Annotated in this window: 23 protein-coding genes; 12 read left to right on the forward strand and 11 right to left on the reverse strand. The window is 63.0% G+C overall.

Annotated features, from left to right (window positions below):
- Nucleotides 1-37: 37 nt before the first annotated feature.
- Nucleotides 38-1,060, forward strand: coding sequence for an RluA family pseudouridine synthase (locus NTA49_RS07095; protein ID WP_258293989.1), 1,023 nt, complete (start codon nt 38-40; stop codon nt 1,058-1,060).
- Between the two features lie 243 nt (nt 1,061-1,303).
- Nucleotides 1,304-2,200 (forward strand): RNA polymerase sigma factor RpoH, encoded by an 897-nt coding sequence (gene rpoH, locus NTA49_RS07100; protein WP_258293990.1) that lies wholly within the window; start codon nt 1,304-1,306, stop codon nt 2,198-2,200.
- 63 nt (nt 2,201-2,263) lie between these two features.
- Here the strand turns inward: rpoH and NTA49_RS07105 are convergent, their stop codons facing one another.
- Nucleotides 2,264-3,181, reverse strand: coding sequence for a calcium/sodium antiporter (locus NTA49_RS07105; RefSeq protein WP_258293991.1), 918 nt, complete (start codon nt 3,179-3,181; stop codon nt 2,264-2,266).
- Between the two features lie 197 nt (nt 3,182-3,378).
- Here NTA49_RS07105 and NTA49_RS07110 point away from each other — a divergent pair, with 197 nt between their 5' ends.
- Entirely contained in the window at nt 3,379-4,299 is a 921-nt protein-coding gene (locus NTA49_RS07110) for a capsular polysaccharide export protein, LipB/KpsS family (RefSeq protein ID WP_258293992.1), read from the forward strand.
- A gap of 3 nt (nt 4,300-4,302) precedes the next feature.
- Here the strand turns inward: NTA49_RS07110 and NTA49_RS07115 are convergent, their stop codons facing one another.
- Nucleotides 4,303-5,469 carry a dipeptidase gene (locus NTA49_RS07115; protein ID WP_258293993.1) on the reverse strand — a complete coding sequence of 389 codons (1,167 nt, stop codon included), beginning with the start codon at nt 5,467-5,469 and terminating at the stop codon, nt 4,303-4,305.
- Nucleotides 5,470-5,582: 113 nt separating this feature from the next.
- On the opposite strand from NTA49_RS07115, the gene NTA49_RS07120 reads away from it, so the two are divergent.
- Nucleotides 5,583-5,852, forward strand: coding sequence for a DksA/TraR family C4-type zinc finger protein (locus tag NTA49_RS07120; protein ID WP_258293994.1), 270 nt, complete (start codon nt 5,583-5,585; stop codon nt 5,850-5,852).
- On the opposite strand, the gene NTA49_RS07125 is transcribed toward NTA49_RS07120, so the two are convergent.
- From NTA49_RS07125 to NTA49_RS07150, 6 genes are all read right to left on the reverse strand, one after another.
- A complete protein-coding gene (locus NTA49_RS07125; protein ID WP_258293995.1) occupies nt 5,815-6,321 on the reverse strand; it encodes a GNAT family N-acetyltransferase in 507 nt (168 codons plus the stop codon). The two genes, NTA49_RS07120 and NTA49_RS07125, sit on opposite strands and share 38 nt — an antisense overlap.
- A 74-nt stretch (nt 6,322-6,395) precedes the next feature.
- A complete protein-coding gene (locus NTA49_RS07130; RefSeq protein ID WP_258293996.1) occupies nt 6,396-8,216 on the reverse strand; it encodes a M3 family oligoendopeptidase in 1,821 nt (606 codons plus the stop codon).
- Between the two features lie 59 nt (nt 8,217-8,275).
- Nucleotides 8,276-9,868: an ATP-dependent DNA ligase gene (locus NTA49_RS07135; protein ID WP_258293997.1), complete on the reverse strand. Its 1,593-nt coding sequence runs from the start codon at nt 9,866-9,868 to the stop codon at nt 8,276-8,278.
- On the reverse strand, nt 9,865-10,866 hold the full coding sequence (locus NTA49_RS07140; RefSeq protein ID WP_258293998.1) for a ligase-associated DNA damage response exonuclease: 1,002 nt from the start codon (nt 10,864-10,866) through the stop codon (nt 9,865-9,867). The genes NTA49_RS07135 and NTA49_RS07140 overlap by 4 nt, the downstream gene beginning before the upstream one ends.
- Before the next feature lie 32 nt (nt 10,867-10,898).
- A complete protein-coding gene (locus NTA49_RS07145; RefSeq protein ID WP_258293999.1) occupies nt 10,899-11,840 on the reverse strand; it encodes an alpha/beta fold hydrolase in 942 nt (313 codons plus the stop codon).
- Nucleotides 11,840-12,130, reverse strand: a complete 291-nt coding sequence (locus NTA49_RS07150) for an SCP2 sterol-binding domain-containing protein (protein ID WP_258294000.1) — start codon at nt 12,128-12,130, stop codon at nt 11,840-11,842. Before NTA49_RS07150 ends, NTA49_RS07145 begins: the two co-directional genes overlap by 1 nt.
- Nucleotides 12,131-12,305: 175 nt before the next feature.
- Between NTA49_RS07150 and NTA49_RS07155 the strand changes: the two genes are divergently transcribed.
- The 5 genes from NTA49_RS07155 to NTA49_RS07175 all read left to right on the forward strand — a co-directional run bounded on the left by NTA49_RS07155 (nt 12,306) and on the right by NTA49_RS07175 (nt 17,351).
- Entirely contained in the window at nt 12,306-12,764 is a 459-nt protein-coding gene (locus NTA49_RS07155) for a tetratricopeptide repeat protein (RefSeq protein WP_258294001.1), read from the forward strand.
- A gap of 21 nt (nt 12,765-12,785) precedes the next feature.
- Nucleotides 12,786-15,737 (forward strand): helicase-related protein, encoded by a 2,952-nt coding sequence (locus NTA49_RS07160; RefSeq protein WP_258294002.1) that lies wholly within the window; start codon nt 12,786-12,788, stop codon nt 15,735-15,737.
- 6 nt (nt 15,738-15,743) lie between these two features.
- On the forward strand, nt 15,744-16,133 hold the full coding sequence (locus NTA49_RS07165) for an RNA-binding S4 domain-containing protein (RefSeq protein WP_258294235.1): 390 nt from the start codon (nt 15,744-15,746) through the stop codon (nt 16,131-16,133).
- Nucleotides 16,134-16,185: 52 nt separating this feature from the next.
- Nucleotides 16,186-16,524, forward strand: coding sequence for a ferredoxin FdxA (gene fdxA, locus NTA49_RS07170; RefSeq protein ID WP_093915789.1), 339 nt, complete (start codon nt 16,186-16,188; stop codon nt 16,522-16,524).
- Between the two features lie 305 nt (nt 16,525-16,829).
- Nucleotides 16,830-17,351 carry a CarD family transcriptional regulator gene (locus NTA49_RS07175; protein WP_258294003.1) on the forward strand — a complete coding sequence of 174 codons (522 nt, stop codon included), beginning with the start codon at nt 16,830-16,832 and terminating at the stop codon, nt 17,349-17,351.
- Nucleotides 17,352-17,425: 74 nt separating this feature from the next.
- Here the strand turns inward: NTA49_RS07175 and cobS are convergent, their stop codons facing one another.
- A complete protein-coding gene (gene cobS / locus NTA49_RS07180; protein WP_258294004.1) occupies nt 17,426-18,175 on the reverse strand; it encodes an adenosylcobinamide-GDP ribazoletransferase in 750 nt (249 codons plus the stop codon).
- Nucleotides 18,176-18,261: 86 nt separating this feature from the next.
- Between cobS and cobT the strand changes: the two genes are divergently transcribed.
- Both cobT and NTA49_RS07190 read left to right on the forward strand, forming a co-directional pair.
- A complete protein-coding gene (gene cobT / locus NTA49_RS07185) occupies nt 18,262-19,272 on the forward strand; it encodes a nicotinate-nucleotide--dimethylbenzimidazole phosphoribosyltransferase (RefSeq protein WP_258294005.1) in 1,011 nt (336 codons plus the stop codon).
- Nucleotide 19,273: 1 nt separating this feature from the next.
- Nucleotides 19,274-19,972: an SGNH/GDSL hydrolase family protein gene (locus tag NTA49_RS07190; protein WP_258294006.1), complete on the forward strand. Its 699-nt coding sequence runs from the start codon at nt 19,274-19,276 to the stop codon at nt 19,970-19,972.
- Nucleotides 19,973-19,974: 2 nt separating this feature from the next.
- Here the strand turns inward: NTA49_RS07190 and NTA49_RS07195 are convergent, their stop codons facing one another.
- The gene (locus NTA49_RS07195) at nt 19,975-21,834 is read right to left on the reverse strand and encodes a monovalent cation:proton antiporter-2 (CPA2) family protein (RefSeq protein WP_258294007.1); all 1,860 of its coding nucleotides are present in this window, start codon (nt 21,832-21,834) and stop codon (nt 19,975-19,977) included.
- Nucleotides 21,835-21,950: 116 nt separating this feature from the next.
- Entirely contained in the window at nt 21,951-22,406 is a 456-nt protein-coding gene (locus NTA49_RS07200) for an Lrp/AsnC family transcriptional regulator (protein ID WP_258294008.1), read from the reverse strand.
- Between the two features lie 148 nt (nt 22,407-22,554).
- Here NTA49_RS07200 and hppD point away from each other — a divergent pair, with 148 nt between their 5' ends.
- Complete coding sequence (gene hppD, locus NTA49_RS07205) at nt 22,555-23,658, forward strand: 4-hydroxyphenylpyruvate dioxygenase (protein WP_258294009.1); 1,104 nt, start codon at nt 22,555-22,557, stop codon at nt 23,656-23,658.
- The last annotated feature ends 41 nt before the right edge of the window (nt 23,659-23,699 follow it).

Consider the following 23,699-nt stretch of genomic DNA (forward strand, 5'->3'; position numbering starts at 1 on the left):
GGACGCGTCTGTGGCATCAGTGTCGTGAGGATTGGACATGTCGGATCAACTCGTTCGGTTTCGGGTGGGCGAAGCGCCGCCTGCGCGTCTTGATAAGGCCTTGGCGCGCGATGTGCCAGCGGATGCCGCCTTGTCGCGCACCCGTCTGGGACGGTTGATCGAGGACGGATCGGTCAGGGTCAACGGTGAAGTCGTGCGCGACCCAAAGGCGAAGGTGGACGAGGGCGCGGATGTGATGATCGCGGTGGCCGTCGCTGCCGAAAGCCATATCCAGGCCGAGAATATCCCGCTGACGATCATCTATGAAGATGACGATCTGGTGGTCGTGGACAAGCCTGCGGGCATGGTGGTGCATCCCGCCCCGGGCACACCGTCGGGCACGCTGGTCAACGCGCTGATGCACCATTGCGGTGACAATCTGTCCGGCGTAGGCGGCATGAAACGTCCCGGCATCGTGCACCGGATCGACAAGGAAACCAGTGGCTTGCTGGTGGTTGCAAAGTCGGACGCGGCGCATCACGGGCTGGCGGACCAGTTCGCCGCCCACACGGTCGAACGGTATTACCGCGCGCTGGTTTACGGCGTGCCCGACGCCAACGATCCGCGCCTGCGCGGGATCAGGGGCGCATCGTTCGAGCCGGGCAATATCCTGAAGCTGACGACGCAACTGGCGCGCCACAAGACCGACCGACAGCGTCAGGCGGTGCTGTTTCAGGGCGGGCGGCACGCGGTGACGCGGGCGCGCACCGTCACGCGCTTTGGCACGCCGGACGTTCTGGCGCTGATGGAATGCTGGCTGGAGACGGGGCGCACCCACCAGATTCGTGTGCACATGGCCCATGCCGGTCACGGGTTGGTGGGCGATCCGGTCTATGGCGGCAAACGCAAGCTGCCCAAGGGCGCACTGAGCGACGCGGCGCTGGCTGTGCTCAACGGGTTTTCACGGCAGGCGCTACATGCAGCGGTTTTGGGCTTTGTTCACCCTGTCAGCGGCGAAAACATGCGGTTTGAAGCCGAAATGCCCGCCGACATGACCGATCTGCTGGACGCACTGGCCTGAAACGCTAAATTTTTCCACGACGGAAGAGCGTGCCGCCTGCGTTCAAGGGATGTTAACCGAACGCATGGCAAAACGTTTGAAACTGACATCACACGTGTGCGTGAGCGCACTGTCATACGCTAACATTCTCGCAAGGTTCGTGTATGCTTGTCAGCGAAATCGAATTTCAGGGCCTCTTGCAACAGTCCCGTGAGCGACCCATATCTATGTTAAGCCCCTAAACATGGGGCAGAGAGGACAGAGATGGCAAACTATGCAAATCTGCCGGCGCCGACGCCGGAGGGCGGTCTGAACCGCTATATGCAGGAAATCCGCAAGTTCCCTTTGCTGGAACCTGAAGAGGAATACATGTTGGCCAAGCGCTGGGTCGAGGAACAGGACACCGAGGCCGCGCACCGTATGGTCACCAGCCACCTGCGTCTGGCAGCCAAGATCGCGATGGGTTACCGCGGCTACGGTCTGCCGCAGGCCGAGGTGATTTCCGAGGCGAACGTGGGCCTGATGCAGGCGGTCAAACGCTTTGACCCCGAGCGGGGCTTTCGCCTGGCGACCTATGCGATGTGGTGGATTCGCGCCTCGATCCAGGAATACATCCTGCGGTCATGGAGCTTGGTCAAACTTGGCACCACCTCGGCGCAGAAAAAGCTGTTCTTCAATCTGCGCAAGGCCAAGGCCCGTATCGGCGCACTGGAAGAAGGCGACATGCGCCCTGAGAACGTCAAGCGCATCGCGACTGATCTGGGCGTGACCGAGGACGAGGTCATCAGCATGAACCGGCGGATGTCGGGCGGGGATGCGTCGCTGAACGCCACCGTCGGCTCCGAAGGCGAAGGCACGATGCAATGGCAGGACTGGCTGGAAGACGAAGATGCCGACCAGGCCGCCGACTACGAGGAACGCGACGAGCTGACCGTGCGCCGCGAAATGCTGGCCGAGGCGTTGGATGTGCTGAACGACCGCGAAAAGGATATTCTGACCCAGCGTCGCCTGTCCGATCAGACCGTTACGCTGGAGGATCTTTCAAGCCAGTACGACGTCAGCCGCGAACGTATCCGGCAGATCGAGGTGCGCGCGTTTGAAAAGCTGCAAAAGCGGATGCGCGATCTGGCGAATGAAAAGGGTCTCATGGCCACGGCCTGACCGCATTTGATCCGTGCGAAATGAAATGCTCCGCCTTGGGAAAGGCGGAGCATTTTGCGTTTGTTACTGAGCTGCCCAGACATAGACGACGTAACCCAGCAAAGCCGCCACGCCGACGCCGCGCCCGATCACGGGGCGCGTCAGCAGCAGCGCGGTCAGGATCAGCGAAACGGCGATGGTAATCGGCAGGTCGAAGGACAGGAACCTGTCGGCCACCGGAACAGGCGATATCACGGCCGTTACGCCCAAAATGCCCAGCACGTTGAAGATGTTGGAGCCCACGATATTGCCGATGGCAATCTCAGACTGGCGCCGGAAGGCCGCGATCACGGAAGTGGCGAGTTCGGGCAATGACGTGCCCACGGCTACGATGGTCAGCCCGATGAACGCCTCGGATGCGCCGAAGCTGCGCGCGATGGACACCGCGCCATCGACCAGGAACCGTGCGCCGAACATCAGCACCACCAGACCGCCGATGACCCACAGCGCCGAAATCAACACCGAGGCGGGCGGCGTGACATCCAGGTCTTCAGCAGGGGCGTCTCCGGGTTTGAGGTAGGCCAGTGTCAGATAGCACGCCAGCGCCGCGACCAGCGCAAAGCCCGCCAGGCGCCCGATTTCCCCCATCCAGAAGATCGGGACCAAGGCGCAGACGGCTGCGACCATCACGGCGGTGTCGCGGCGCAGGGTGGCGCCGGTGACGACGATGGGCCAGACCAGGCTGGTGACACCGACGATCAGCAGGATGTTCGCGATGTTCGAGCCGATGATATTGCCCACGGCAATGTCGGGCACGCCCCGCAACGCGGCGTCGACAGAGACCAGAAGTTCAGGTGTCGATGTGCCGAAACCAACGACGGTCAGGCCGATCAGCAGGGGCGGGATCGCCATGCGGCGCGCAATGCCGACACTGCCGCGCACCAGTGCTTCGCCGCCCAGAAACAGGCCGATAAGCCCGGCGAAAACGTAGAGATAATCCAATTCAGCAGTCCTTGGTTAAGATGTGTTCCATCCTCAGCAAAATGGGAACGAGACCCGGTTCGATACAACCCCCCGGAGAGTAAAAGGTGTTTTAATTTCATGTCTTCGGGGTGCAGGAACGCGTCCAAAGATTAGCTTGCACGCCACGGGTCCGGTGGATGATAACAAAGACAATTCAAGCAACGGGCGGGGCGTGAATGAGCAAGATCATCTTTCATGTACCACGGTCGTGGCTGGGGCCGCTGGGGGGCGGGCTGATGCCGTTCTATACGCGTCTGACCGAAGGGTTGACCGCCCTGAATGTGCCCTTTTCGATGGTCGAGCTGGACCGCGACACGCTGATGGCCGAGGTCGAGGCAGATGATGCGTTTCACATCGTCAACCATGGGCGGTTCACGCATCCGCGTCTGCTGAATGCGGGCGTCGCCTATGTCTATCCGTTCTGGAACGTGGACCCCTCGGGCATCCGCGCGTTCTCCTCCATTGGCAGCCAGCCGTTCAACCCCGCACAGATCGAGGCCGAGGAAGCGCGGGCGTTCTTTCGCAAGCTCAAGGCGCGGCTGGTGGGTGCGCGCACCTCGCGCTATGAGCAGCCCGAGGAAGAGGCGGATCTGCCGGATGGCGGCACGGCCGTGTTCTTTCAGTCCGAAGCGCACCGCAGCGTCGGCGAGACGATGTATATGGACCGCTGGGCGATGCTACAGGCGGTGATCGACGCCGATCGCGGGCCAGTGGTCGTCAAGCCGCATCCGCGCGACACCGACCCCAAGACACGGGCGCGACTGCGCAAAATGGCGGGCGTGACGGTCAGCGACGGCAACATTCACGACATCATCGCCGCCTGCGACCGCGTGGTCACCATCAACTCCGCCGTTGGAATCGAGGCCTATCTGCACCGCAAGCCGGTGATCCTGTGCGGGCAGGCCGATTTTGCCCATGTCGCGGACGAGGCGCGCGACCCCGCTGCGCTGATCGCGCTGCTTGCCACGGACCCTGCGCGGCGCGCCTATGACAAATACATCTGGTGGTATTTCGCCCACCAGTGCCTCAGCACGACCGAGCCACATTTGGTCCGGCGGTTCCTGGACCGGGTGCGCGCCACGGGTTTCGCGATCTAGCGCCTACTTTAGCCGCGCGCGCAGCACCCGCAGCATGTTCTCGCCAGCCACCTTGCGGATGTCGGCCTCTGGAATGCCAGCCTCCAGCATTGCGTGGGTCAGTGCTGGCAGCTCCGACGTGTCGAACGCGGTCTCGACCGACCCGTCAAAGTCCGACCCCAGCGAGATGTGGTCCACGCCCACCGTGTCGATGCCCGCCTTGATCATCTTGGCGATGCCGCTCGGCGTGATGTCGCCGCAGGCCACATCGGCCCAATAGCCCATGCCGATCACGCCGCCCGTTGCTGCGATCTCACGCATCAGATCGTCGGTGAAGTTGCGCGTCACGGGGCAGTTGCCGTGAATGCCCGAGTGGCTGACGACCACAGGCATGTCGGTCATCGCCAGCACGTCGCGCACCACTTGCGGGGACGAATGCGCCAGATCCAGAACCATGCCACGCTGTTCGACTTCGGCCACGACGCCGCGGCCAAAATCGGTCAGCCCCAGGTTGCCAAGGCCGTGCAACGAGCCGCCCAGCGCGTTGTCGAAAAAGTGATGCAGCCCGATTACACGGTGCCCTGCGGCCTCGATCTTGTCGAGATTTGCAATGTCGCCTTCCAGCGGGTGCGCGCCTTCGATGCCCAGTATGCCGCCCACCGCATCGCTGCCTGCTGCACGTGCGGCCAGATGTGCGTCAAGATCGGCGCGGCTCTTGATGATGGTCAGGGCTTCGGGCGCCTCGACTGCGGCCTCGTGCAGCTTTTCGGCCTGATACAGAGCGCGTTCCAGAATGCTGGTCCAGGTGCGGACGGGCCACAACTGTCCGATTGCCAGCGGCGTGATGTTGTCGAAGGCCTCGGCCGAGTTTTCCTCGTAATTCTGCCCTGCAGGGGACTTGGTGACGGCGGTGAACACCTGAATGGCGACGCCGCCCTCGATGAGCCGGGGCAGGTCCACATGACCACGGTCGCCGCGTTCGGTGATATCGCGGTCCCACAGCAGGCTGTCGGCGTGCCAGTCTCCGACGATCATGTCGGCGTGCAACGCTTGTGCGGCATCGGCAACGGGGTAGGGGTCATGCGGCACCACCGCGTTGCGGGTGCTTTCCACGTAGCCGGGCGCAAAGAGGAAAAACCCGGCGATGGCCACGACCAGAAGGGCTGCGATGATTTTTAAGGCGGTGCGCATGATCTGCTCCTCGATAGACTTCGGCGCAGGTTAGCCATAGACCCCCGCGTTTCCAAAGGGTGACGTCGGGGCGGTGCCGCCCTAGATATAGACCAAAGCTGAAAGGAAATGTCATGGCCGGTGGATGGGCAAAGGACGGCGCGGTGTCCGAACAGATCGAGGCGTCGATCAACGATGAACTGGCGCGGATGAAGGCGCGCAAGGCTCCGTCAGGCGAGAGCCTGAAGTTCTGCGCAGAATGTGAAGAGGAAATTCCCGAGCGGCGACGGGTGGCACTGCCGGGGGTAAAGCTCTGCGTCGATTGCGCGTCGGAACGCGACGGGCGCCCGCAGGATCGCGGCGGCTTCAACCGGCGTGGATCGAAGGATTCGCAGTTGAAGTAGGCGCCAGTGCCAGCCGCATGATGTGCTGGGGCCCGAAATCGCCGTGTACCCAATGTTCGCCGGTATCGACGAACCCGCCCTTGATATAGGCGCTGACCGCGCGCGGGTTCAGCAGGTTGACAGTCAGCCAAAGGCTTGCGGCGTTTGGATACCGTTGCGCGAGATAGGCGGGCAACGCGCGGCACAGCGCCTGACCGATGCCCCGGCCCTGATGGTTCGCATCCACCATCACGGTGCGCAGTCCAAGGTCGGACGTCGACGCAAAGCCGTGCACGGTGCTGTAGTCCCGGTCGATCTTGAAAAACCCCACCACGGCGGTGCCGTCCGTGATCGCATAGCGATCGACATCGGGGTTGGTTGCAGCAAAGGCTTCCTCGATCGTGCCCGAGAATTTCACCTGATCGGGATGAACAGCAAGATGTGACACGTGCGGCAGGTCGTCTTGCGACAGGGATAGAAATTCAATCATGTGACGAGGTCCGGGCCTTCAAGGTCTTGAAAAAAAGACCGGCGCGGTGGATGCCCCGCGCCGGTCCCTGCACATCAGTCTTCCATCGCTTCCAATTCGTCGATGAAGCCCGAGATCATCGCCAGACCCTTGTCCCAGAACGCCGGGTCGGAGGCATCCAGACCAAAGGGTGCCAGCAACTCCTTGTGGTGCTTCGATCCGCCCGCGCGCAGCATGTCGAAGTATTTGTCCTCGAAGCCTTCCGCGCCTTCCTCGTAGACGGAATAGAGCGCGTTCACCAAGCCGTCGCCGAACGCATAGGCATAGACGTAGAATGGCGAGTGGACGAAGTGCGGGATATAAGCCCAGAAGTGCTGGTAGCCGTCCATGAAATCGAATGCGGGGCCCAGGCTTTCGCCCTGAACGCTCATCCACAGCTCGCCGATGTCTTCCGGCGTCAACTCGCCGCCGCGCCGCGCCGCGTGCAGCTTGCATTCGAAATCATAGAAGGCGATCTGGCGCACGACGGTGTTGATCATGTCCTCGACTTTGCCCGCCAGCAGCACCTTGCGCTGCGCGTTGGTCTTGGCCCCGTCCAGCATCTTGCGGAATGTCAGCATCTCGCCGAAGACGCTCGCCGTTTCGGCCAGGGTCAGCGGGGTCGAGGACAGCATTTCGCCCTGATCGGCAGCAAGAACCTGATGTACGCCGTGACCAAGCTCATGCGCCAGCGTCATCACGTCGCGCGGTTTGCCCAGGTAGTTCAGCATCACGTAAGGGTGCACGTCCGTCACGGTGGGGTGGGCAAAGGCACCGGGTGCCTTGCCGGGCTTTACTGGCGCGTCGATCCAGCCCTTGGTGAAGAAGGGCGCCGCAATTTCGCCCATGCGCGGATCAAACGCGTTATAGGCGTCCATAACGGTCTTTTCTGCAGCTTCCCACGATACCGGCTTGGGGTCTTCCAACGGCAGCGGCGCGTTGCGGTCCCAGACCTGCATGCGGTCCAGTCCCAGCCATTTGCGTTTCAACTCGTAATAGCGGTGGCTGAGCTTGGGGTAGGCGTTCACGACCGCAGTGCGCAGTGCCTCGACCACTTCGGGTTCCACATGGTTGCTGAGGTGGCGACCGGTCTGGGCGGTGGGCATGCCCCGCCAGCGGTCCATGATTTCCTTTTCCTTCACTTGCGTGTTGTGCACGCGCGCGAAGGTCTTGATGTTCTTGCCGAAGACGTCCGCCAGTTCTTCGGCGGCGGCCTGGCGGGTCTCGCGATCCGGATCGGTCAGCAGGTTCAGCGTGCCCTCGATGGTCAGATCGTCGCCCTGCACGTTGAATTCCAGTCCCGCGATGGTCTCGTCGAACATCCGTTCCCATGCGTCACCAACCACGCCCAGATCGTGCAGGAACTTCTCCATCTGGTCCGACAGCTGATAGGGTTTCATCGCGCGGATGCGGTCGAACACCGGCTCGTAGCGGGCCAGATCGGCGTTCTGGTGCATCAGTTTCGACAGGTGGTCGTCGTCCAGACGGTTCAGTTCCAGAGTGAAGAACACCAGCGGCGTGGTGAAGTTGGTGATCTTTTCCTGCACGTCCGACATGAATTTCGCGCGCCCGCCGTCGGTGGTCTGCTGGTAATAGCGCAGCCCGGCGTAGGACATGATGCGCCCGGCGATCTGGTTGATCTTTTCCTGACGCAGGATGCAATCCAGCAGGCCTTCGGCGTCCAGACCGGCCAGATTGTTCTCGAAATCATGGGCAAAGGTGGCGCAGGCCTCTTCCAGCCAGTCCAGATCGCGTTTCAGCTCGGGGGCATCTTCGCCCGTATAGAGATCGTCGAGGTTCCACTCGGGCAGATTGCCCAAAGGCTTGTCGCCGCTGCTGGCGTTGGCGTCTTGGACAGGAAAGGGAAGCTGGAACATCGTGAAACCTCTATTTTGTGTTGGCCCATAGGTATGTGTGCGCATGGCCAAGGGCAAGGCTAGCCGTAGACGCGGAGCATTTCGTTCAGATCGTCCAGAGTATTCGCCTCTTGCACCGGCTTGTCCTCGCGCCAGCGCAACATGCGCGGAAACCGCAAGGCGACGCCGGACTTGTGGCGCGGGCTGGCCTGGATGCCCTCGAATGCAATCTCGAACACATGCTGCGGCGTCACCTGGCGGACGGGGCCGAACCGTTGCTGCGTGTTTTTCTTGACCCAGGCAGTGATCTTGCGAAATTCCACGTCCGTCAGGCCCGAATAGGCCTTGGTGAAGGGCACCAGATCGTTGCCGTTCCACACCGCAAAGGTAAAGTCGGTGAACAGGTTGGCGCGACGCCCTGCGCCTGATTGGGCATAGATCATCACTGCGTCGATGGTCAGCGGATCCAGCTTCCATTTCCACCAGTCGCCTTTCTTGCGCCCTGCCAGATAGGGGCTGGCGGCCCGTTTCAGCATCAGCCCTTCGGATTGGACGTCGCGGGCGGTGTCACGCAATGCGTGCAACTGCGCCCAGTCGTCGAAGGGGATCTTGGGCGACTGGATCACGGGCGCATCGGCGGGCAGGTCTGCGGTCAACCTCTCCAGCCGCGCGCGGCGCTCTGACAGGGGCAGGTGGCGGATGTCTTCCCCGCGATCTTCCAGCAGATCGTATGCGTACAGTATCACCGGCGCCTCGCTCAGCAGTTTCTTCGGCACCGTCTTGCGCCCGATCCGCTTTTGCAGCGCGTTGAACGATTGCGGCGTACCGTCGCCCCAGGCCAACAGCTCACCGTCCAGAACCGTGCCGTCGGGCAGGAAATCGACGGCGCGCGCCAGTTCGGGAAAGCGGTCTGTCATCAGCTCTTCGCCGCGCGACCAGACAAAGTGCTGACCGCCGCGCAGGATCAACTGCCCGCGAATGCCGTCCCACTTCCACTCCGCCTGCCAATCCTCTGGCGGGCCGAGGGTTTCCGGCGCGTCGTCCAACCCATACGCTAGGTAGAACGGAAAGGGGCGCGCCGCATCTGCCTGCGCATCGTCCGCCTCGATCAGCTGGTGCCAGGTGATGCTGTCGGGCTGCCAGTTGCCCATCAGCCGGTGTGCCAGCTCCGCCTCGTCGCGGTCGGTCGCACGGGCCAGCGCGCGGGTCATCAGTTTTTGACTGATCCCGACGCGAAAGCCGCCGGTGATCAACTTGTTGAACAAGAACCGCTGAGTGTCGGGCAGCTGATCCCAGGCGTCCAGCACGAACGCCTTGCGCGCCGCGTCATCCACATCAGCAAGGGCGCGCAGAGCATTGATCCAATGGGACAAGCTGTGGTCAGTCTCTCGTGTGGGCGGCGGCAGGACCAGCGTGATCGTCTCTGCCAGATCGCCGACGATGGGGTAACTCTCCTCAAACAGCCACAGCGGGATGTCCGCACGCTCGGCTGCCCATTCGCGCAGTTTGGTCGTGGTGACTGCACGTTTCGGACGACGCCCCGAGAACATGGCGATGGTCCACACACGGTCGGGCTCCGGAGCATGGATGAAATATTCAGCCAAAGCAGCGACTTTCGTGGTGGTCTTCGTGCTTTGGTCCAGCGCGTTGAAAAGTGTGGCAAAGCGGTTCATGCGGCGTCTTCCTCTTCGCCGCCGAATTGGGTGGGGATAACTTGTGCGTTCCAGCCCGCAGAATTCAGGTAGCGTGCGAAGATCTCTGTGTAACCGTGTGTCACGTATATGTTTTCCGCGCCCGTCTGCTCGATCGCCCAAAGCAACCCGTTCCAGTCGGCATGGTCGGAAATGACAAAGCCCCGATCCTGCGACCGCCGCCGCCTGATGCCGCGCAAGGCCATCCAGCCCGAGGCAAACCCGGTCTGCCGCGCGCCGAACTTGGCGGCCCACTTGCTGTCGGTGGCCGACGGCGGCGCCAGCAGCAGGGCACGCGGATGCGCCTTGGGGTCAACCTCGGCCGTCGCGTGCACGGTGTCGGGCAGGCGCAGCCCCTGATCCCGCAGGATCGCATTGGTGTTCTCGATGGCCGTGTGGCACAGGATCGGGCCGATGGCAGGGTCCAGCATCGACAAAAGCCGCTGCGCCTTGCCCAAGGCATAGGCACCCAGCACCGCCGTCTGCCCCGCATCCGCGCAGGCGGCCCACCACGCGTTAAGATCGGCGGCGACCTCCGCCTGCGGTTTCCAGCGGAACACGGGCAGGCCAAAGGTGCTTTCAGTGATGAAATGATCGCAGCGCACAGGCTCGAACGGGGTCGACAGCCCGTCGTCGACAACCTTGTAATCGCCTGACGCCACCCAGACCTCGCCGCGATATTCCACGCGGATCTGCGCCGATCCGGGCACGTGGCCTGCAGGATGGAACGACACGGACACGCCGCCGATGTCGCGCACCTCGCCGTAGCGGATCGTCTCGAGCGGGATGTCGCCCAGACGGTGCCGCATCACCGGGGCGGCCAGATCGGTGGCCAGATACTGCCCCATGCCCCAGCGTGCGTGATCCGCATGGCCGTGCGTGATCAGGGCACGGTCCACGGGGCGCCACGGGTCGATATAAAAATCGCCCCGCGCGCAATAGATACCGTGTTCGGTGAATGTCAGAAGCGGATCAGCCATGCAGGCCAACCTAGCACGCAGCCAGAGGGTTCCTAGGCCGCGTCGAAGAAGGTTTTCACCATCCGGTCAAAGATCGGGCCGCGCTTGGCTGGCCCCTCCATCATCACCTCGTGCTCGCCGTCCTCGACCATGACCAGATCGCCCTTCGGCCAGCTGTCCATGCGCCGGATCACACGGTCCGTGTGCACGATCCGTTCGTTGGTGCCCATGAAGGCGATGCAGGGAAGGTCGGGCGCTTGCATCCGGCTCAGCGCTTCGGTTTCCGACAGCGCCTCGCGCAGCCAGGTCAGGCTTGGCCCGCCCAGCGACAGGTCTGGATGGGCGTTCAATTGGTCGACCATCATGTCCCACATCTCGCGGTCGCGGGTCAGCAGATTGTCCTCAAACGGGTCCGACATGACATAGGACGTCAGCTTCGTGCCGGGGGGCAGGCGGTGACCATGTCCCAGACGCGGCATGACCTGCGACAGAACCCAGGCGACCGGGCGAAGATGCCGCGCGATCCGGATGCCCCACATCGGCCCGGTGAAGGCTGCAGCCTTCACCGGCACCCCTTCATAGAGCGAGCGCAGACCGATGCAGCCACCCATCGAATGGCCCAGCAGAAACCACGGTTGCGGCAGGTCCATCTCGCGGGCCAATGCGACCATGCAGGCCAGATCCTTTTGGTAGTCAAGGAAATCAATCACATGACCGGTGCGCACTTCGTCGAGCATCCGGTCGGCCAGCCCCTGACCGCGCCAGTCGATCGTGACCGTGGCGAGACCCCGCGCCGCCAGCTCGCTGGCGACGGGTGCGTATTTCTCGACGTATTCGGTGCGCCCTGGAAACAGCAGCACGGTGCCCTTGGGCGCGCTCGCGTTCCAGTGAGCAACCCGAACCCGCAACCCGTCCGAGGTCATCGCCCAATGGGCCTGCCCTCCCGGCGGACCGGGATGGCGATCCAGGAACAGCGGCGCGGGTTCGAACGACATCAGCTGAGGGCCGACGCCAGTTTCATCGCCATGCCCATGTCGCCGTCAACTTTCAGCTTGCCGGTCATGAAGGCGGATGTTGGGTTGGTGTCGCCGTTGATTATGCCCTGAAATGTCTCCGCATCGGCGGTCAGCGTCACATCGGCCTCTTCGTCACCTGCGTGCGCGCCTTCGCCGTCGATGATGACGGATCCTTCGCCCTCGATGTCGAATTTCGCGGTGCCCGAAAAACTCTGGCCCTGCATCTTTTCGTTCAGAACTTTTACCGCTTCTTGAACCACATCACTCATCTGTCATGCCCTTTTTGTCGATTGCTGCCGCCGAAGTCTGGATTTGCCCGGCCAAGCTGTTACATTCACGCGTACTATGGGCATCAAAAACATCCTTCGCCACCCTATCGTCGCGGCAATTGTGCTGACAGTCGGGAATACCTTACCTGTTGCAGCACAGGGGGATACGACTGCCTTGCTAGAGCAACTGCAGACCGCAGAACCGGGGCAGGCCTCGCAGATCGAGCGCGAGCTTGAGCGCACATGGTCGCAGTCGGGATCGGTCGCGATGAACATGCTGTTGGAGCGTGGCCGCAAGGCCATGGAAGATCAGGATTATTCCACCGCCATCGACCATCTGACCGCATTGACCGACCACGCGCCCACCTTTGCCGAAGGCTACCATGCGCGGGCCATGGCCTATTATCGGTCAGGCCGCTATGGCCCTGCGTTCAACGATCTGTGGCAGTCGCTGGCGTTGAACCCCGACAACTACAACGCGATCTTCGGGTTGGGGATGATGCTGCTGGAATTCGAGGACACCGCCGGAGCCGCGCAGGCGTTTTCCCGCGTTCTTGAGTTGAATCCCGGACATGAACGCGCAAAGGATGCGCTGAAGCGTCTTGAGGCGGACGGAATCGGCCGCACGCTGTAAGTTAGATCGGGGATCGTAACCGTGGCACAGGACAGCCGCGTCGTGGCCGTATTGGGCCCGACGAACACGGGTAAAACCACCTATGCAATCGAACGGATGCTGGCCTATCGCACGGGTGTGATCGGCCTGCCGCTGCGTTTGCTTGCGCGCGAGGTATACGACCGCGTCGTCGCATTGCGCGGCCCTTCAGTGGTGGCACTGGTCACCGGCGAGGAGCGCATCGTGCCGCCGCGCACGCAGTACTGGATCTGTACGGTCGAGGCGATGCCCGAGGGGATGGGCTGCGATTTTCTGGCCGTGGATGAGATCCAGCTTTGCGCAGATCCCGAACGCGGCCATGTGTTCACCGACCGGCTGCTGCGCGCCCGTGGCCAGCACGAGACGCTGTTCCTGGGGGCCGCGACCATGCGCGGACCGATTGCGGCATTGGTGCCGCACGTCCAGTGGATGACCCGCGAACGGATGTCTGACCTCACTTACGCGGGCGAGAAGAAAATCAGCCGGATGCGGCCTCGGTCGGCCATCGTCGGCTTTTCGGTGGAAAACGTCTATGCCATCGCCGAACTGATCCGCCGGACCAAGGGCGGGGCGGCTGTCGTGATGGGCGCGCTCAGCCCACGCACCCGCAACGCGCAGGTCGAGATGTACCAGTCGGGCGAGGTGGACTATCTGGTGGCGACCGATGCCATCGGCATGGGCCTGAACCTGGACGTGGACCACGTGGCTTTTTCCAGCCTGTCCAAATTCGACGGACGGCGGATGCGCCCTCTGGCCCCGAACGAGCTGGCGCAGATCGCGGGACGGGCCGGGCGCGGGCAGAAAAACGGCAGCTTCGGCGTCACGGGCGATGCGCCGCCGCTTGATCCCGGCGTCGCGCAGGCGATCATGGACCACCGGTTTACCCCGCTCACCAAGCTGAACTGGCGCAACCACGCGCTTAAATTTGCGACGATCGACACACTGATCCGCAGCCTTGAAGCGCCGCCCGAGCATGAAGTGCTGTCGCGCGCACGCGAAGCGGACGACCTGAAAACCTTGCGCAGCCTGTCCCAGGTGGACGAGGTTTTCGCCCGTGCCAGCGACACGGCATCAGTGAAATTGTTGTGGGATGTCTGCAGGATACCCGACTTTCGCGGGATCAGTCACCAAGAGCACGCAAGCCAGTGCGAGGCGATCTTCAACTTCCTGCATCAGGGCGGTGTGATCCCCGACGATTGGCTTTCTCGACAAATTCGCAGAATAGATCGAACCGATGGCGACATTGATGCGTTGTCCAAACGTCTTGCGTTCATTCGAACGTGGACCTACGTGGCGCAGCGGCAGGGTTGGACAAGTGATCTTAGCCATTGGCGCGATGCGACGCGACATGTAGAAGACAGGCTGTCGGATGCGCTGCACAGCGCTTTGACGAAACGATTTGTAGATCGGCGCACCAGTGTACTGCTGCGCCGGCTGGGCCAGAAGGAGGCCATAGTGGCCGATGTAAATGACGCCGGTGAGGTGACTGTCGAGGGTGAATTCGTGGGCAAGCTGGAAGGCTTCCGCTTCACTCAGGATAAGGGCGCGGGTGCCGCCGAAACAAAGACGATCAAGTCGGCTGCTTTGCAGGCGCTTGCACCCCACTTCCACCTGCGGGCGGATCGGTTCTACAATGCGCCGGACACCGAGATCGACTATACCGAACAGGGCGGCCTCATGTGGGGATCCACCGCCGTGGGCAAGCTTGTGGCCGGGTCTGACCCGCTGAAGCCACAGGTCGAGGCTTTTGTCGACGATGTCGCCGGTCAGGACGTGATCGACAAGGTCAAGCGCCGCTTGCAGCACTTCATCGATCGCAAGATCGCAGCGCTGTTCGAGCCGCTCTTGAATCTGTCGAAGGATGAGGCGCTGACCGGGCTTGCCCGCGGGTTCGCCTTTCAGATGGTCGAGAACTTCGGCGTGGTGCCGCGCGGCAAGGTCGCCGATGACGTCAAGTCGCTGGACCAGGACGCACGCGGCCTGCTGCGCAAGCACGGCATCCGCTTTGGCCAGTTCACCATTTTCCTGCCCTTGCTGCTGAAACCCGCGCCGACGCGCCTGCGTCTGGTGCTGTGGTCCTTGGCCAATGGTCTGGATGACTTCCCCGAGGCACCGCCTCCCGGTCTGGTGACCATTCCCGCCCCCCAAGGCACGCCCGAGGGCGCCGATACGATGGCGGGTTACCGTCTGGCAGGTGCACGGGCGATCCGCATCGACATGCTGGAGCGTCTGGCTGACATGCTGCGCGCCGAAGACAGCCGTGGCGGCTTCGAGGCCAAGGCCGATATGCTGTCGATCACCGGCATGACGCTGGAACAGTTCGCCGACCTGATGCAGGGTCTGGGCTACAGGGCCGAGATGGGCGAGCGCGAGAAGGTCAAGGCGGTTGATGCCGTCGTGACGACGGACGCAGGCCAGACCGTCGCGGATGTGCCGGTGATGGACGCCGCCGAAAATGTGGTGCCGACCGCCGCTGCGGGCACGGAGCCCGTCACGCCGGAAGCGGATGACACTCCCTTGGAGGTCGCCGCACTTGACGATGACGGGGTCGCGCCGATTGCCGAAGAACCGGCACAAGCGCCCGAGGTCAGCGACCACATCCCGGAAGCCAGCGAAACCGAAGTGCCTGTGGGCAAGGCCGCCGATGCCGAGGTCGCGGGCCCGGAGATGGAAACCTTCTATACCTTCACATGGGCACGCCCCGCACGCGGTGGCGGCAACGCCCGTCAGGGCGGCGGTCGTCCCGCTGGCAAAAGTCAGGGACAAGCGCAGGGCGAAGGTCGCGGCGAGGGCAAGGGCAAGCCCCGAGGCAAGCAGGGCGGTGGCCCGCGCAAGGGAGGAGGCAAGCCGCAAGGCGGCCAGAACTTCAGCGCACGCCCCCCCAAGAAGGAAAAGGCCATCGACCCCGACAACCCCTTTGCCGCAGCCCTGATGGGGCTTAAGGACAACAAGTAAGTGACCATGGCCCAAGCGCCCGCCGACAAGTTGCGGTTGGACAAATGGCTGTGGTTCGCCCGCTTTTTCAAGACCAGATCGCTGGCGGCCACCCGTGTGGCTGCCGGTGATGTCCGCGTGAACGGCGACCGTGTCACCAAGCGTGCAACCAGCATCGCCCCCGGCGACACGCTGACCTTTGCCCAGGGCGAAACCGTGCGCGTGATCCGGGTGACGGGCATCGGCACCCGGCGCGGCCCGGCCCCCGAGGCGCAGGCGCTTTACGACGATCTGACGCCCGCACCACCGCCACCCGAGGACAAACCCCCTGAAAATCCTGCCTACGAAGGAAAAGGTCGCCCGACAAAGCGTGATCGGCGCAAAGCCGACCTTTCGCGGGCGCGGCATCTTGAATGATCGCCCCGCCTGATTTAGCTAGACCGCGAGTTCGCAAACAAGGTTCACCCGCATGACCTATATCGTCAACGATGCCTGCATCGCCTGCAAATACACCGACTGCGTCGAAGTCTGTCCTGTGGACTGCTTTTACGAAGGCGAGAATATGTTGGTGATCCATCCCGACGAATGCATCGACTGCGGCGTGTGCGAACCCGAATGCCCCGCCGACGCGATCCGTCCGGACACCGAGCCGGACATGGAGAAATGGGTCGAGTTCAACCGCAAGTATTCCGAGCTTTGGCCAGTGATCATCACCAAGAAGGATCCGCTGCCCGAAGCCGAAGAGCGCGATGGCGAAGAAGGCAAGTTGGACAAGTATTTCTCCGAAGCTCCGGGCGAGGGCGGCTGAGCGAATCACCTTGATCTGAAAATCCGTTGAACGGGCTGGGACCGGCGTGAAAACCGCCTTTCAACGCCCTGAAACGGCTGAGCAAACGTCTATACGGCCCAAGGCGAACTTTCGCTGGGCCTGTTTTTGTGTTATACACATCCCTATATGAAACGACAGATGCAGCATTCATCTTTGGCCCGCCACTGGCCGGACCTCTAAACCACCGACCCGATCCCGATTGCGGTAGGGCCCTTCAGGGTCGTGCCACAGTTGTTTTTTGGTGTCTGAACCCCAGATGATGCAGCCTGTTTGCGAGGATAAACATGTCAAAGTCCAAATCTCTTGAGTTCCGCCCGAACGAATTCGTCGTCTACCCTGCGCACGGCGTCGGCCAGATCGTGTCGATCGAAGAGCAGGAAGTCGCGGGCATCTCCCTTGAGCTGTTCGTCATCTCGTTCGAGAAAGACAAGATGACGCTGCGGGTGCCGACCCACAAGGCGACCGAAATCGGCATGCGCGCCCTGTCCAGCCCCGACGTCATCAACCTTGCTATGAAGACGCTCAAGGGCAAGGCCAAGGTCAAGCGCGCCATGTGGTCGCGTCGCGCCCAGGAATACGAGCAAAAGATCAACTCGGGCGATCTGATCGCAATTGCCGAAGTCGTCCGCGACCTGCACCGCACCGACGACCAGCGCGAGCAGAGCTATTCCGAGCGTCAGCTTTATGAGGCGGCGCTCGAGCGTCTGACCCGCGAAGTCGCAGCCGTCAGCGGCGGCGACGAAATGGCCGCGTCGAAGGAAATCAACGACGTATTGGTCAGCCGCGCACCGCCCGCCGCTGCATAAGTAACAGGCTTTCCGAGAGGATGGCAGAGCCGCGCCCCGTCACCGGGGTGCGGCTTTTTCCATGGGCGAAGCGCTCAGGGCATCAGCGCCAGAAGGATCACCAGTTCGGCCAGTTGCTGCGCTGCGCCCAGAATATCACCGGTCTGGCCGCCGATCTTGCGGCGCGCCACTGCGGCCAGTGCCGCCACGGCAAGTGACGCCAGCACCAATGCCCAGATCACGCCGAACCCGGCAAACACCACCGCCAGCACCGCGGCCAGCCCCAATGCCGCAAGCGCCACGCGCCCTTCGGGACGCCCCACATGATGCGACAGGCCGGTGCGCCGCGCATGGGGCACCCATGCCATCAGCGCAGGCAACAGTCCGCGCGACAGCACCGCCGCCGCGATCATCGGGCCCATGCCCACCGCCAATGTCGCGCTCAGCACCATCCAGCGCAGACCCAGACCAAGACCCAAGGCCAGCACGCCGTAGGTTCCGATATGGCTGTCTTTCATGATCTCCAGCCGCCGCGCCGCATCGTATCCCCCCCAAAGCCCATCGGCGGTATCGGCAAGCCCGTCCTCATGCATGGCTCCGGTCGTCACGATGAGCGTGGCCAGCATCACCCCTCCGGTCACGGGCGCGGGCAGGCCCATGGCCATGCACAACCACCCCACCGCCGCCGCGATCAGCCCGACCACCAGCCCCGCCAGTGGAAACGCCCATGTCGCCTGCGCCTGACGGGCAAATGCGGCTTTGGGTGCGTGGGGCAAGGGCAGGCGGGTCAGCAGGACCAGCGCGACGATCACATCCCAAATCCGGCTGGTGTCGTCTTTTATCATCGGGGTGCCTTTTGCTGCGCTTGTGTCATGCGCCCCAACGCGTAAACAGGCCGCAAGACCTAGGCAAGCAAAAGGATTTTGCAAATATGACACCGACCTTCGAGACATTGGACGAATTTGCAAACCTGATGCGCAACGCGCCGGGACCCGACGCGCAGGCCAAGGCAGGCGCTGCCGAGCGCAACAGCCAGCTTACCAAACCCCCCGGCGCGCTGGGACGTCTTGAAGACCTGGGCATCTGGTACGGTGCATGGCGCGGCATGGCCCGTCCGGTGCTGAGCGCGCCACAGATCGTGATCTTTGCGGGCAACCACGGCGTCGCGTCGCGCGGCGTCTCGGCCTTTCCGCCCGAAGTGACGGCGCAGATGGTCGGCAACTTTCAGGCAGGCGGGGCCGCGATCAACCAGCTTGCCCGCACTTTCGGCGCGCAGATGCGGGTCGAGGCGCTGGAGCTGGATCGGCCCACGGCGGACTTCACCGAAGCCGAAGCCCTGGGTGCCGCCGATTGCGTCACGGCACTGCGCGCAGGCTGGGACGCGGTGAACCCTGCCGCCGACCTGCTGGTCGTGGGTGAGATGGGCATCGGCAACACCACGGCGGCGGCGGCGATTGCGGCGGCACTTTATGGCGGCGGGGCCGAAGCATGGGTCGGTCGCGGCACCGGCGTCGATGATGCGGGCCTTGCGATCAAGCGTGATGTCGTGACCCAAGGGCTGGAACGCCACCCCGGCGTGCAGGGCCTTGCGGCGCTGTCGGCCTTCGGCGGGCGCGAGATGGCGGCGATGGCGGGTGCGATGATGCGCGCGCGCTACGAAGGTATTCCGCTGATCCTCGACGGTTTCATCTGCTGTGCGGCTGCGGCCTGTCTGGAAACCGAAGTGCCCGGCGCGCTGGATCACGCAGTTGCAGGCCACCAGGGCACCGAGGGCGGCCATGCACGGCTGTTGCAGGAACTGGGCAAGGAGCCGCTGTTGCAACTGGGCCTGCGTCTGGGCGAAGGCTCGGGCGCGGCGCTGGCCATCGGCGTGATGCAAGGCGCCGTCGCCTGCCTGAGCGGCATGGCGACATTCGCCGAAGCGGGTGTGGCGGCAGGCTGAGATGAACCGCTGGGCCGTCATCGCACTGCTGCCGTTGCTGGCGGCCCAGGGGCTTTGGGTGCGCGCCAAGGTGCCCGCCTTGCCCGAAGCGGATGGCCCGCGCACGGGCCAATCCGGCACGGGCGATCCGCTGCGGGTGCTGATCGTCGGTGACAGTTCGGCGGCGGGTGTCGGCGTCGCGGTGCAGGACGATGCGCTGTCGGGGCGGCTTGTGCAGCGCCTCGGTGGCGCGCGCGCGGTCAGCTGGCAACTGCTGGCGCGCAGCGGGGCCACCACGGCGCAGACGCTGGCGGAATTGCGACGCGCTGATCTGGAGCAATTCGATGTCGCCGTCGTCGCCTTGGGCGTGAACGACTGCAAGAACGGCGTGCCGCTGGCCCGCTGGGTGGCGCAGTCTTGTACACTTTATGATCTTTTACGTACAACATGCGGCGTGCGGCTGATCTGCGCCTCGGCGCTGCCGCCGATGGGCGATCTGCCCGCCTTGCCGCGCCCGCTGTCCACGGTTCTTGCCGCACGCGCGACGCTGTTCGATGCAGCCCTGATCGAGATGGCGGCAGACATGCCAGACCTGCGCCGCGTGCGTCCCGACATGGCGCTCGATGCGCGCGTGATGGCGGCGGACGGGTTTCATCCCGGTCCGCTGGTCTATGCCGCCTGGGCCGAAGCCGTGGCCGCCGAGGTCGAGGCGCTGCTCTAGGCTCAGGCGCGCTTTTCCTCGGCCTCGCGCGACAGCAGGGCAGTTTCCAGATCGCGCTGCAACTCCTTGGCGCGGTCGACATATTCCTGGTTCTGCTCGATCTTCACGCCCGGTTTCCACAGGCTTGCCAATTCACGCACCGTGTCGCGGTCGTGGTGATAGAACACGCGTTCCGCCTCGGCGGCCTCGTATTCAGTCAGGCCCACGTTCTCCAGCACATAGCGGCCTGCGCGCAGCGAGCTGTCGAACATCTCGCGCACGATGTCGTTGGCACCGGCCTGATACAGACGATAGGTGTGCGTCCGGTCATAGGCCCGCGCGACGATGTGCAGATCGGGGCGTTGGGCGCGGGCATAGGCGGTCAGCTTGACCGCCGCCTCGACATCGTCGAGCGCCACGACCAGAACCCGTGCATCCTTGATGCCAGCGGCGGTCAGGATGTCGGGGCGGGTCGGGTCGCCCAGGAATCCCTTGACGCCGAAACGGCGCATCAGCTGGATCGTTTCCATATCATGATCCAGCACCACGGTGTTGAAGCCCGACCCCTGGACCAGACGGTTCACGATCTGTCCGAACCGTCCGATGCCAGCGATGATAACAGGGCCTTCCTCGTCGATCTCGTCCGGTTCATGCTGAACGCCGCTTTCGGCCATGCGGCGGCTGATGACCTCGTAAAGGATGAACAGCAGCGGCGTGATCAGCATCGACAGGGCAATGACCAGCAGCAGGATCTCGGCGATTTCCGTGGGCAGGATGCCCTGGCTTACCGAAAAGCTGACGAGGACAAAGCCGAATTCGCCCGCCTGCGCCAATGACAGCGCGAACAGCCATTTGTCGCGTCCCCTGATCCGAAAGATCATGGCCAGCGCCATCAGGATCGCACCCTTGAGCAGGATCACCAGCAGCGCCATCGACAGGATCGCAGGCGCGCTGCCGAACAGCAGGGTAAAGTTGATGCCCGCGCCCACGGTGATGAAGAACAGCCCCAAAAGCAGCCCCTTGAACGGCTCAAGGTCGGTTTCCAGCTCGTGCCGGAATTCCGAGCTGGCCAGCACCACACCGGCCAGAAACGCACCCAGGGCAGGCGACAGGCCCACCAGCATCATCAGGAACGAAATGCCCACCACGATCAGCAGCGCCAGCGCGGTGTACATCTCGCGCAGGCGGGCAGAGTGGATAAAGCGGAACACCGGCCGTGTCAGGAAGATACCCGCAAAAATCACCGCCCCGATCGCGCCGATGGTCACCAGCGTGACGCCCCATGCGGGCAGCCCTTCCACCAGACTCATGCTGTGGTGATCGTCCGCGTTCAGCACGATGGCGCCGTTTTCCGCCAGCGTCATCGGGATGGTCACCGCGATCAGCGGCAGAAACGCAAGGATCGGGATCACCGCGATGTCCTGCGTCAGCAGCACGGAAAACACCGAGCGCCCGCCGCTGGTCTGCATCAGCCCCTTTTCCGACAGGGTCTGCAGCACGATCGCGGTGGACGACAGCGACAGCGTCAGCCCGATGGCCAGCGCCACGCCCCAGGGCTGGTCATAGGCCAGCGCGACGCCCATCAGCGCCAGCGTGGACAGCGCCACCTGCAACCCGCCCAGGCCCAGCAGCTTGTGCCGCATGTCCCACAGGGCGCGCGGCTCCAGCTCCAGCCCGATCAGGAACAGCATCATCACCACGCCGAATTCCGCGAAATGTTGCAGGTCTTCTGTCTCCGACCCGACAAGGCCCAGAACTGGTCCGATCAATATACCAGCGGTCAAGTATCCCAGCACCGACCCCAGCCCCAGACGGGCGGCAATCGGCACGGCGACGACAGCCGCCAAAAGATAGATCGAGGCCTGGTAAAGAAAGCCTTCCATGGGCGCGGGCTCCTGCAATGGGTTGGATGCATACTGGCGGGGATCGCCACCGAGGACAACGCAAATGCCGGTGATTGCACGTTTTGGTTGCGCTCTTTGCCCTGCGCCGCCTTCTGTCAGGTCGGCAGGGGCCCGTCACGTTTCAATTGGTCCATCACGATCTGGCTGTGCACGCGCGCCACCGCCGGATGCGGCAGCAGTACCTCGTGGATCAGCGCGTTCAGCGCCGGCAGGTCGGCACAAAACACGCGCAGCAGGTAATCGGCATCTCCCGTCATCGTCCATGCGCTGGTGATCTCGGGTCGGCTGTGTACCAGCCGGGCAAAGCCTGCCGAATGGTCCGGCCCGTGGGTGCCCAGATGCACTTGCACGAAGCCTTGCACGTTCAGCCCCAACCGCGCCGGGTTCAACCGGGCGGTGTAACCTTCGATGTAGCCTGCCGCCTCAAGCCGCTGACGCCTCCGCCCGATCTGGCTGGACGACAGATGCAGCGTGTCCGCCAGCTCCTGCGCCGTGGCCTGGCCGTTCCTTTGAAGCGCTTCCAGAAGCCGTGTGTCGAGATCGTCCAGCATGATGCAGCCTTTGCGCGTGACTCAACTCAATGATGCGCGAATCCCGCGAATATTGCCAGAAGAATGCCGTAGAATGCGCAGAAACCGTGCGGACAATGACCTAATCTGACTCCCAAGCGCCAACCACCACATTCAGGAGGATTGCCCGATGGGTCCGTTCCCGCACGATGCACCGAAATCCAAGATCACCGCCGAAAATCCCGCAGGCACCGACGGCTTCGAATTTGTCGAATTCGCCAGCCCCGAGCCGCAGGAGCTGCGCGATCTCTTTGCCCGCATGGGCTATTCCAAAGTCGCCAAGCACAAAAAACAGAACGTCGAGTTGTGGCAGCAGGGCGACATCACCTATGTGCTGAACGCCGATCCCGACAGCTACGCAGCGAAATTCGTCGCGGAACACGGGCCTTGCGCCCCGTCAATGGGCTGGCGCGTGGTCGATGCGCAAAAGGCGTTCGATCATGCCGTGTCCAAGGGTGCGAAACCCTATGAGGACGGCGGCAAGGTCATGGATGTGCCCGCGATCTACGGCATCGGCGGTTCGCTGATCTATTTCATCGACCAGTATTACGAGACTTCGCCCTACAACGAAGAATTCGAGTGGCTTGAGCAATCCAAACCGCGCGGCGTCGGGTTCTTCTACCTCGATCACCTGACCCACAACGTCCACAAGGGCAACATGGACACGTGGTTCAACTTCTACGGTGACCTGTTCAATTTCCGCGAAATCCGCTTTTTCGACATCGAGGGCAAGTTCACCGGCCTGCTCAGCCGCGCGCTGACATCGCCCTGCGGACGGATCCGCATTCCGATCAACGAGGACCGGGGCGAAACAGGCCAGATCGTCGCCTATCTCAAGAAGTACAAGGGCGAGGGCATTCAGCACATCGCCGTCGGCTCGGATGACATCTACGAAAGCACCGACGCGATTGCCGAAATGGGCGTCAAGTTCATGCCGGGTCCGCCCGACACCTATTACGACCTGTCGAAAACCCGTGTGGTCGATCACGATGAACCGATCGAGCGGATGAAGAAACACGGCATCCTGATCGACGGCGAAGGTGTGGTCGACGGTGGCGAGACGCGCATCCTGTTGCAGATCTTCTCGAAGACCGTGATCGGGCCGATCTTTTTCGAGTTCATCCAGCGCAAGGGTGATGACGGTTTTGGCGAGGGCAACTTCAAGGCGTTGTTCGAAAGCATCGAAGCCGAGCAGATCGCCAACGGCGAGCTTGAGGGCGCAGAGCAGAACTGAGTTCTGCGACTGTTCTGCGACTATGGGAAAACAACAAAGGC

Origin of the sequence: Pseudosulfitobacter koreensis (assembly GCF_024733015.1) — a bacterium.
In the GTDB taxonomy this organism is placed as follows: domain Bacteria; phylum Pseudomonadota; class Alphaproteobacteria; order Rhodobacterales; family Rhodobacteraceae; genus Pseudosulfitobacter; species Pseudosulfitobacter koreensis.

Coding starts and splice junctions, on each gene's coding strand:
- NTA49_RS07095 (WP_258293989.1), top strand. CDS start 38: ATGTCGGATCAACTCGTTCGGTTTCGGGTGGGCGAAGCGCCGCCTGCG.
- rpoH (WP_258293990.1), top strand. CDS start 1,304: ATGGCAAACTATGCAAATCTGCCGGCGCCGACGCCGGAGGGCGGTCTG.
- NTA49_RS07110 (WP_258293992.1), top strand. CDS start 3,379: ATGAGCAAGATCATCTTTCATGTACCACGGTCGTGGCTGGGGCCGCTG.
- NTA49_RS07115 (WP_258293993.1), bottom strand. CDS start 5,469: ATGCGCACCGCCTTAAAAATCATCGCAGCCCTTCTGGTCGTGGCCATC.
- NTA49_RS07120 (WP_258293994.1), top strand. CDS start 5,583: ATGGCCGGTGGATGGGCAAAGGACGGCGCGGTGTCCGAACAGATCGAG.
- NTA49_RS07125 (WP_258293995.1), bottom strand. CDS start 6,321: ATGATTGAATTTCTATCCCTGTCGCAAGACGACCTGCCGCACGTGTCA.
- NTA49_RS07130 (WP_258293996.1), bottom strand. CDS start 8,216: ATGTTCCAGCTTCCCTTTCCTGTCCAAGACGCCAACGCCAGCAGCGGC.
- NTA49_RS07135 (WP_258293997.1), bottom strand. CDS start 9,868: ATGAACCGCTTTGCCACACTTTTCAACGCGCTGGACCAAAGCACGAAG.
- NTA49_RS07140 (WP_258293998.1), bottom strand. CDS start 10,866: ATGGCTGATCCGCTTCTGACATTCACCGAACACGGTATCTATTGCGCG.
- NTA49_RS07145 (WP_258293999.1), bottom strand. CDS start 11,840: ATGTCGTTCGAACCCGCGCCGCTGTTCCTGGATCGCCATCCCGGTCCG.
- NTA49_RS07150 (WP_258294000.1), bottom strand. CDS start 12,130: ATGAGTGATGTGGTTCAAGAAGCGGTAAAAGTTCTGAACGAAAAGATG.
- NTA49_RS07165 (WP_258294235.1), top strand. CDS start 15,744: ATGGCCCAAGCGCCCGCCGACAAGTTGCGGTTGGACAAATGGCTGTGG.
- fdxA (WP_093915789.1), top strand. CDS start 16,186: ATGACCTATATCGTCAACGATGCCTGCATCGCCTGCAAATACACCGAC.
- NTA49_RS07175 (WP_258294003.1), top strand. CDS start 16,830: ATGTCAAAGTCCAAATCTCTTGAGTTCCGCCCGAACGAATTCGTCGTC.
- cobS (WP_258294004.1), bottom strand. CDS start 18,175: ATGATAAAAGACGACACCAGCCGGATTTGGGATGTGATCGTCGCGCTG.
- cobT (WP_258294005.1), top strand. CDS start 18,262: ATGACACCGACCTTCGAGACATTGGACGAATTTGCAAACCTGATGCGC.
- NTA49_RS07190 (WP_258294006.1), top strand. CDS start 19,274: ATGAACCGCTGGGCCGTCATCGCACTGCTGCCGTTGCTGGCGGCCCAG.
- NTA49_RS07195 (WP_258294007.1), bottom strand. CDS start 21,834: ATGGAAGGCTTTCTTTACCAGGCCTCGATCTATCTTTTGGCGGCTGTC.
- NTA49_RS07200 (WP_258294008.1), bottom strand. CDS start 22,406: ATGCTGGACGATCTCGACACACGGCTTCTGGAAGCGCTTCAAAGGAAC.
- hppD (WP_258294009.1), top strand. CDS start 22,555: ATGGGTCCGTTCCCGCACGATGCACCGAAATCCAAGATCACCGCCGAA.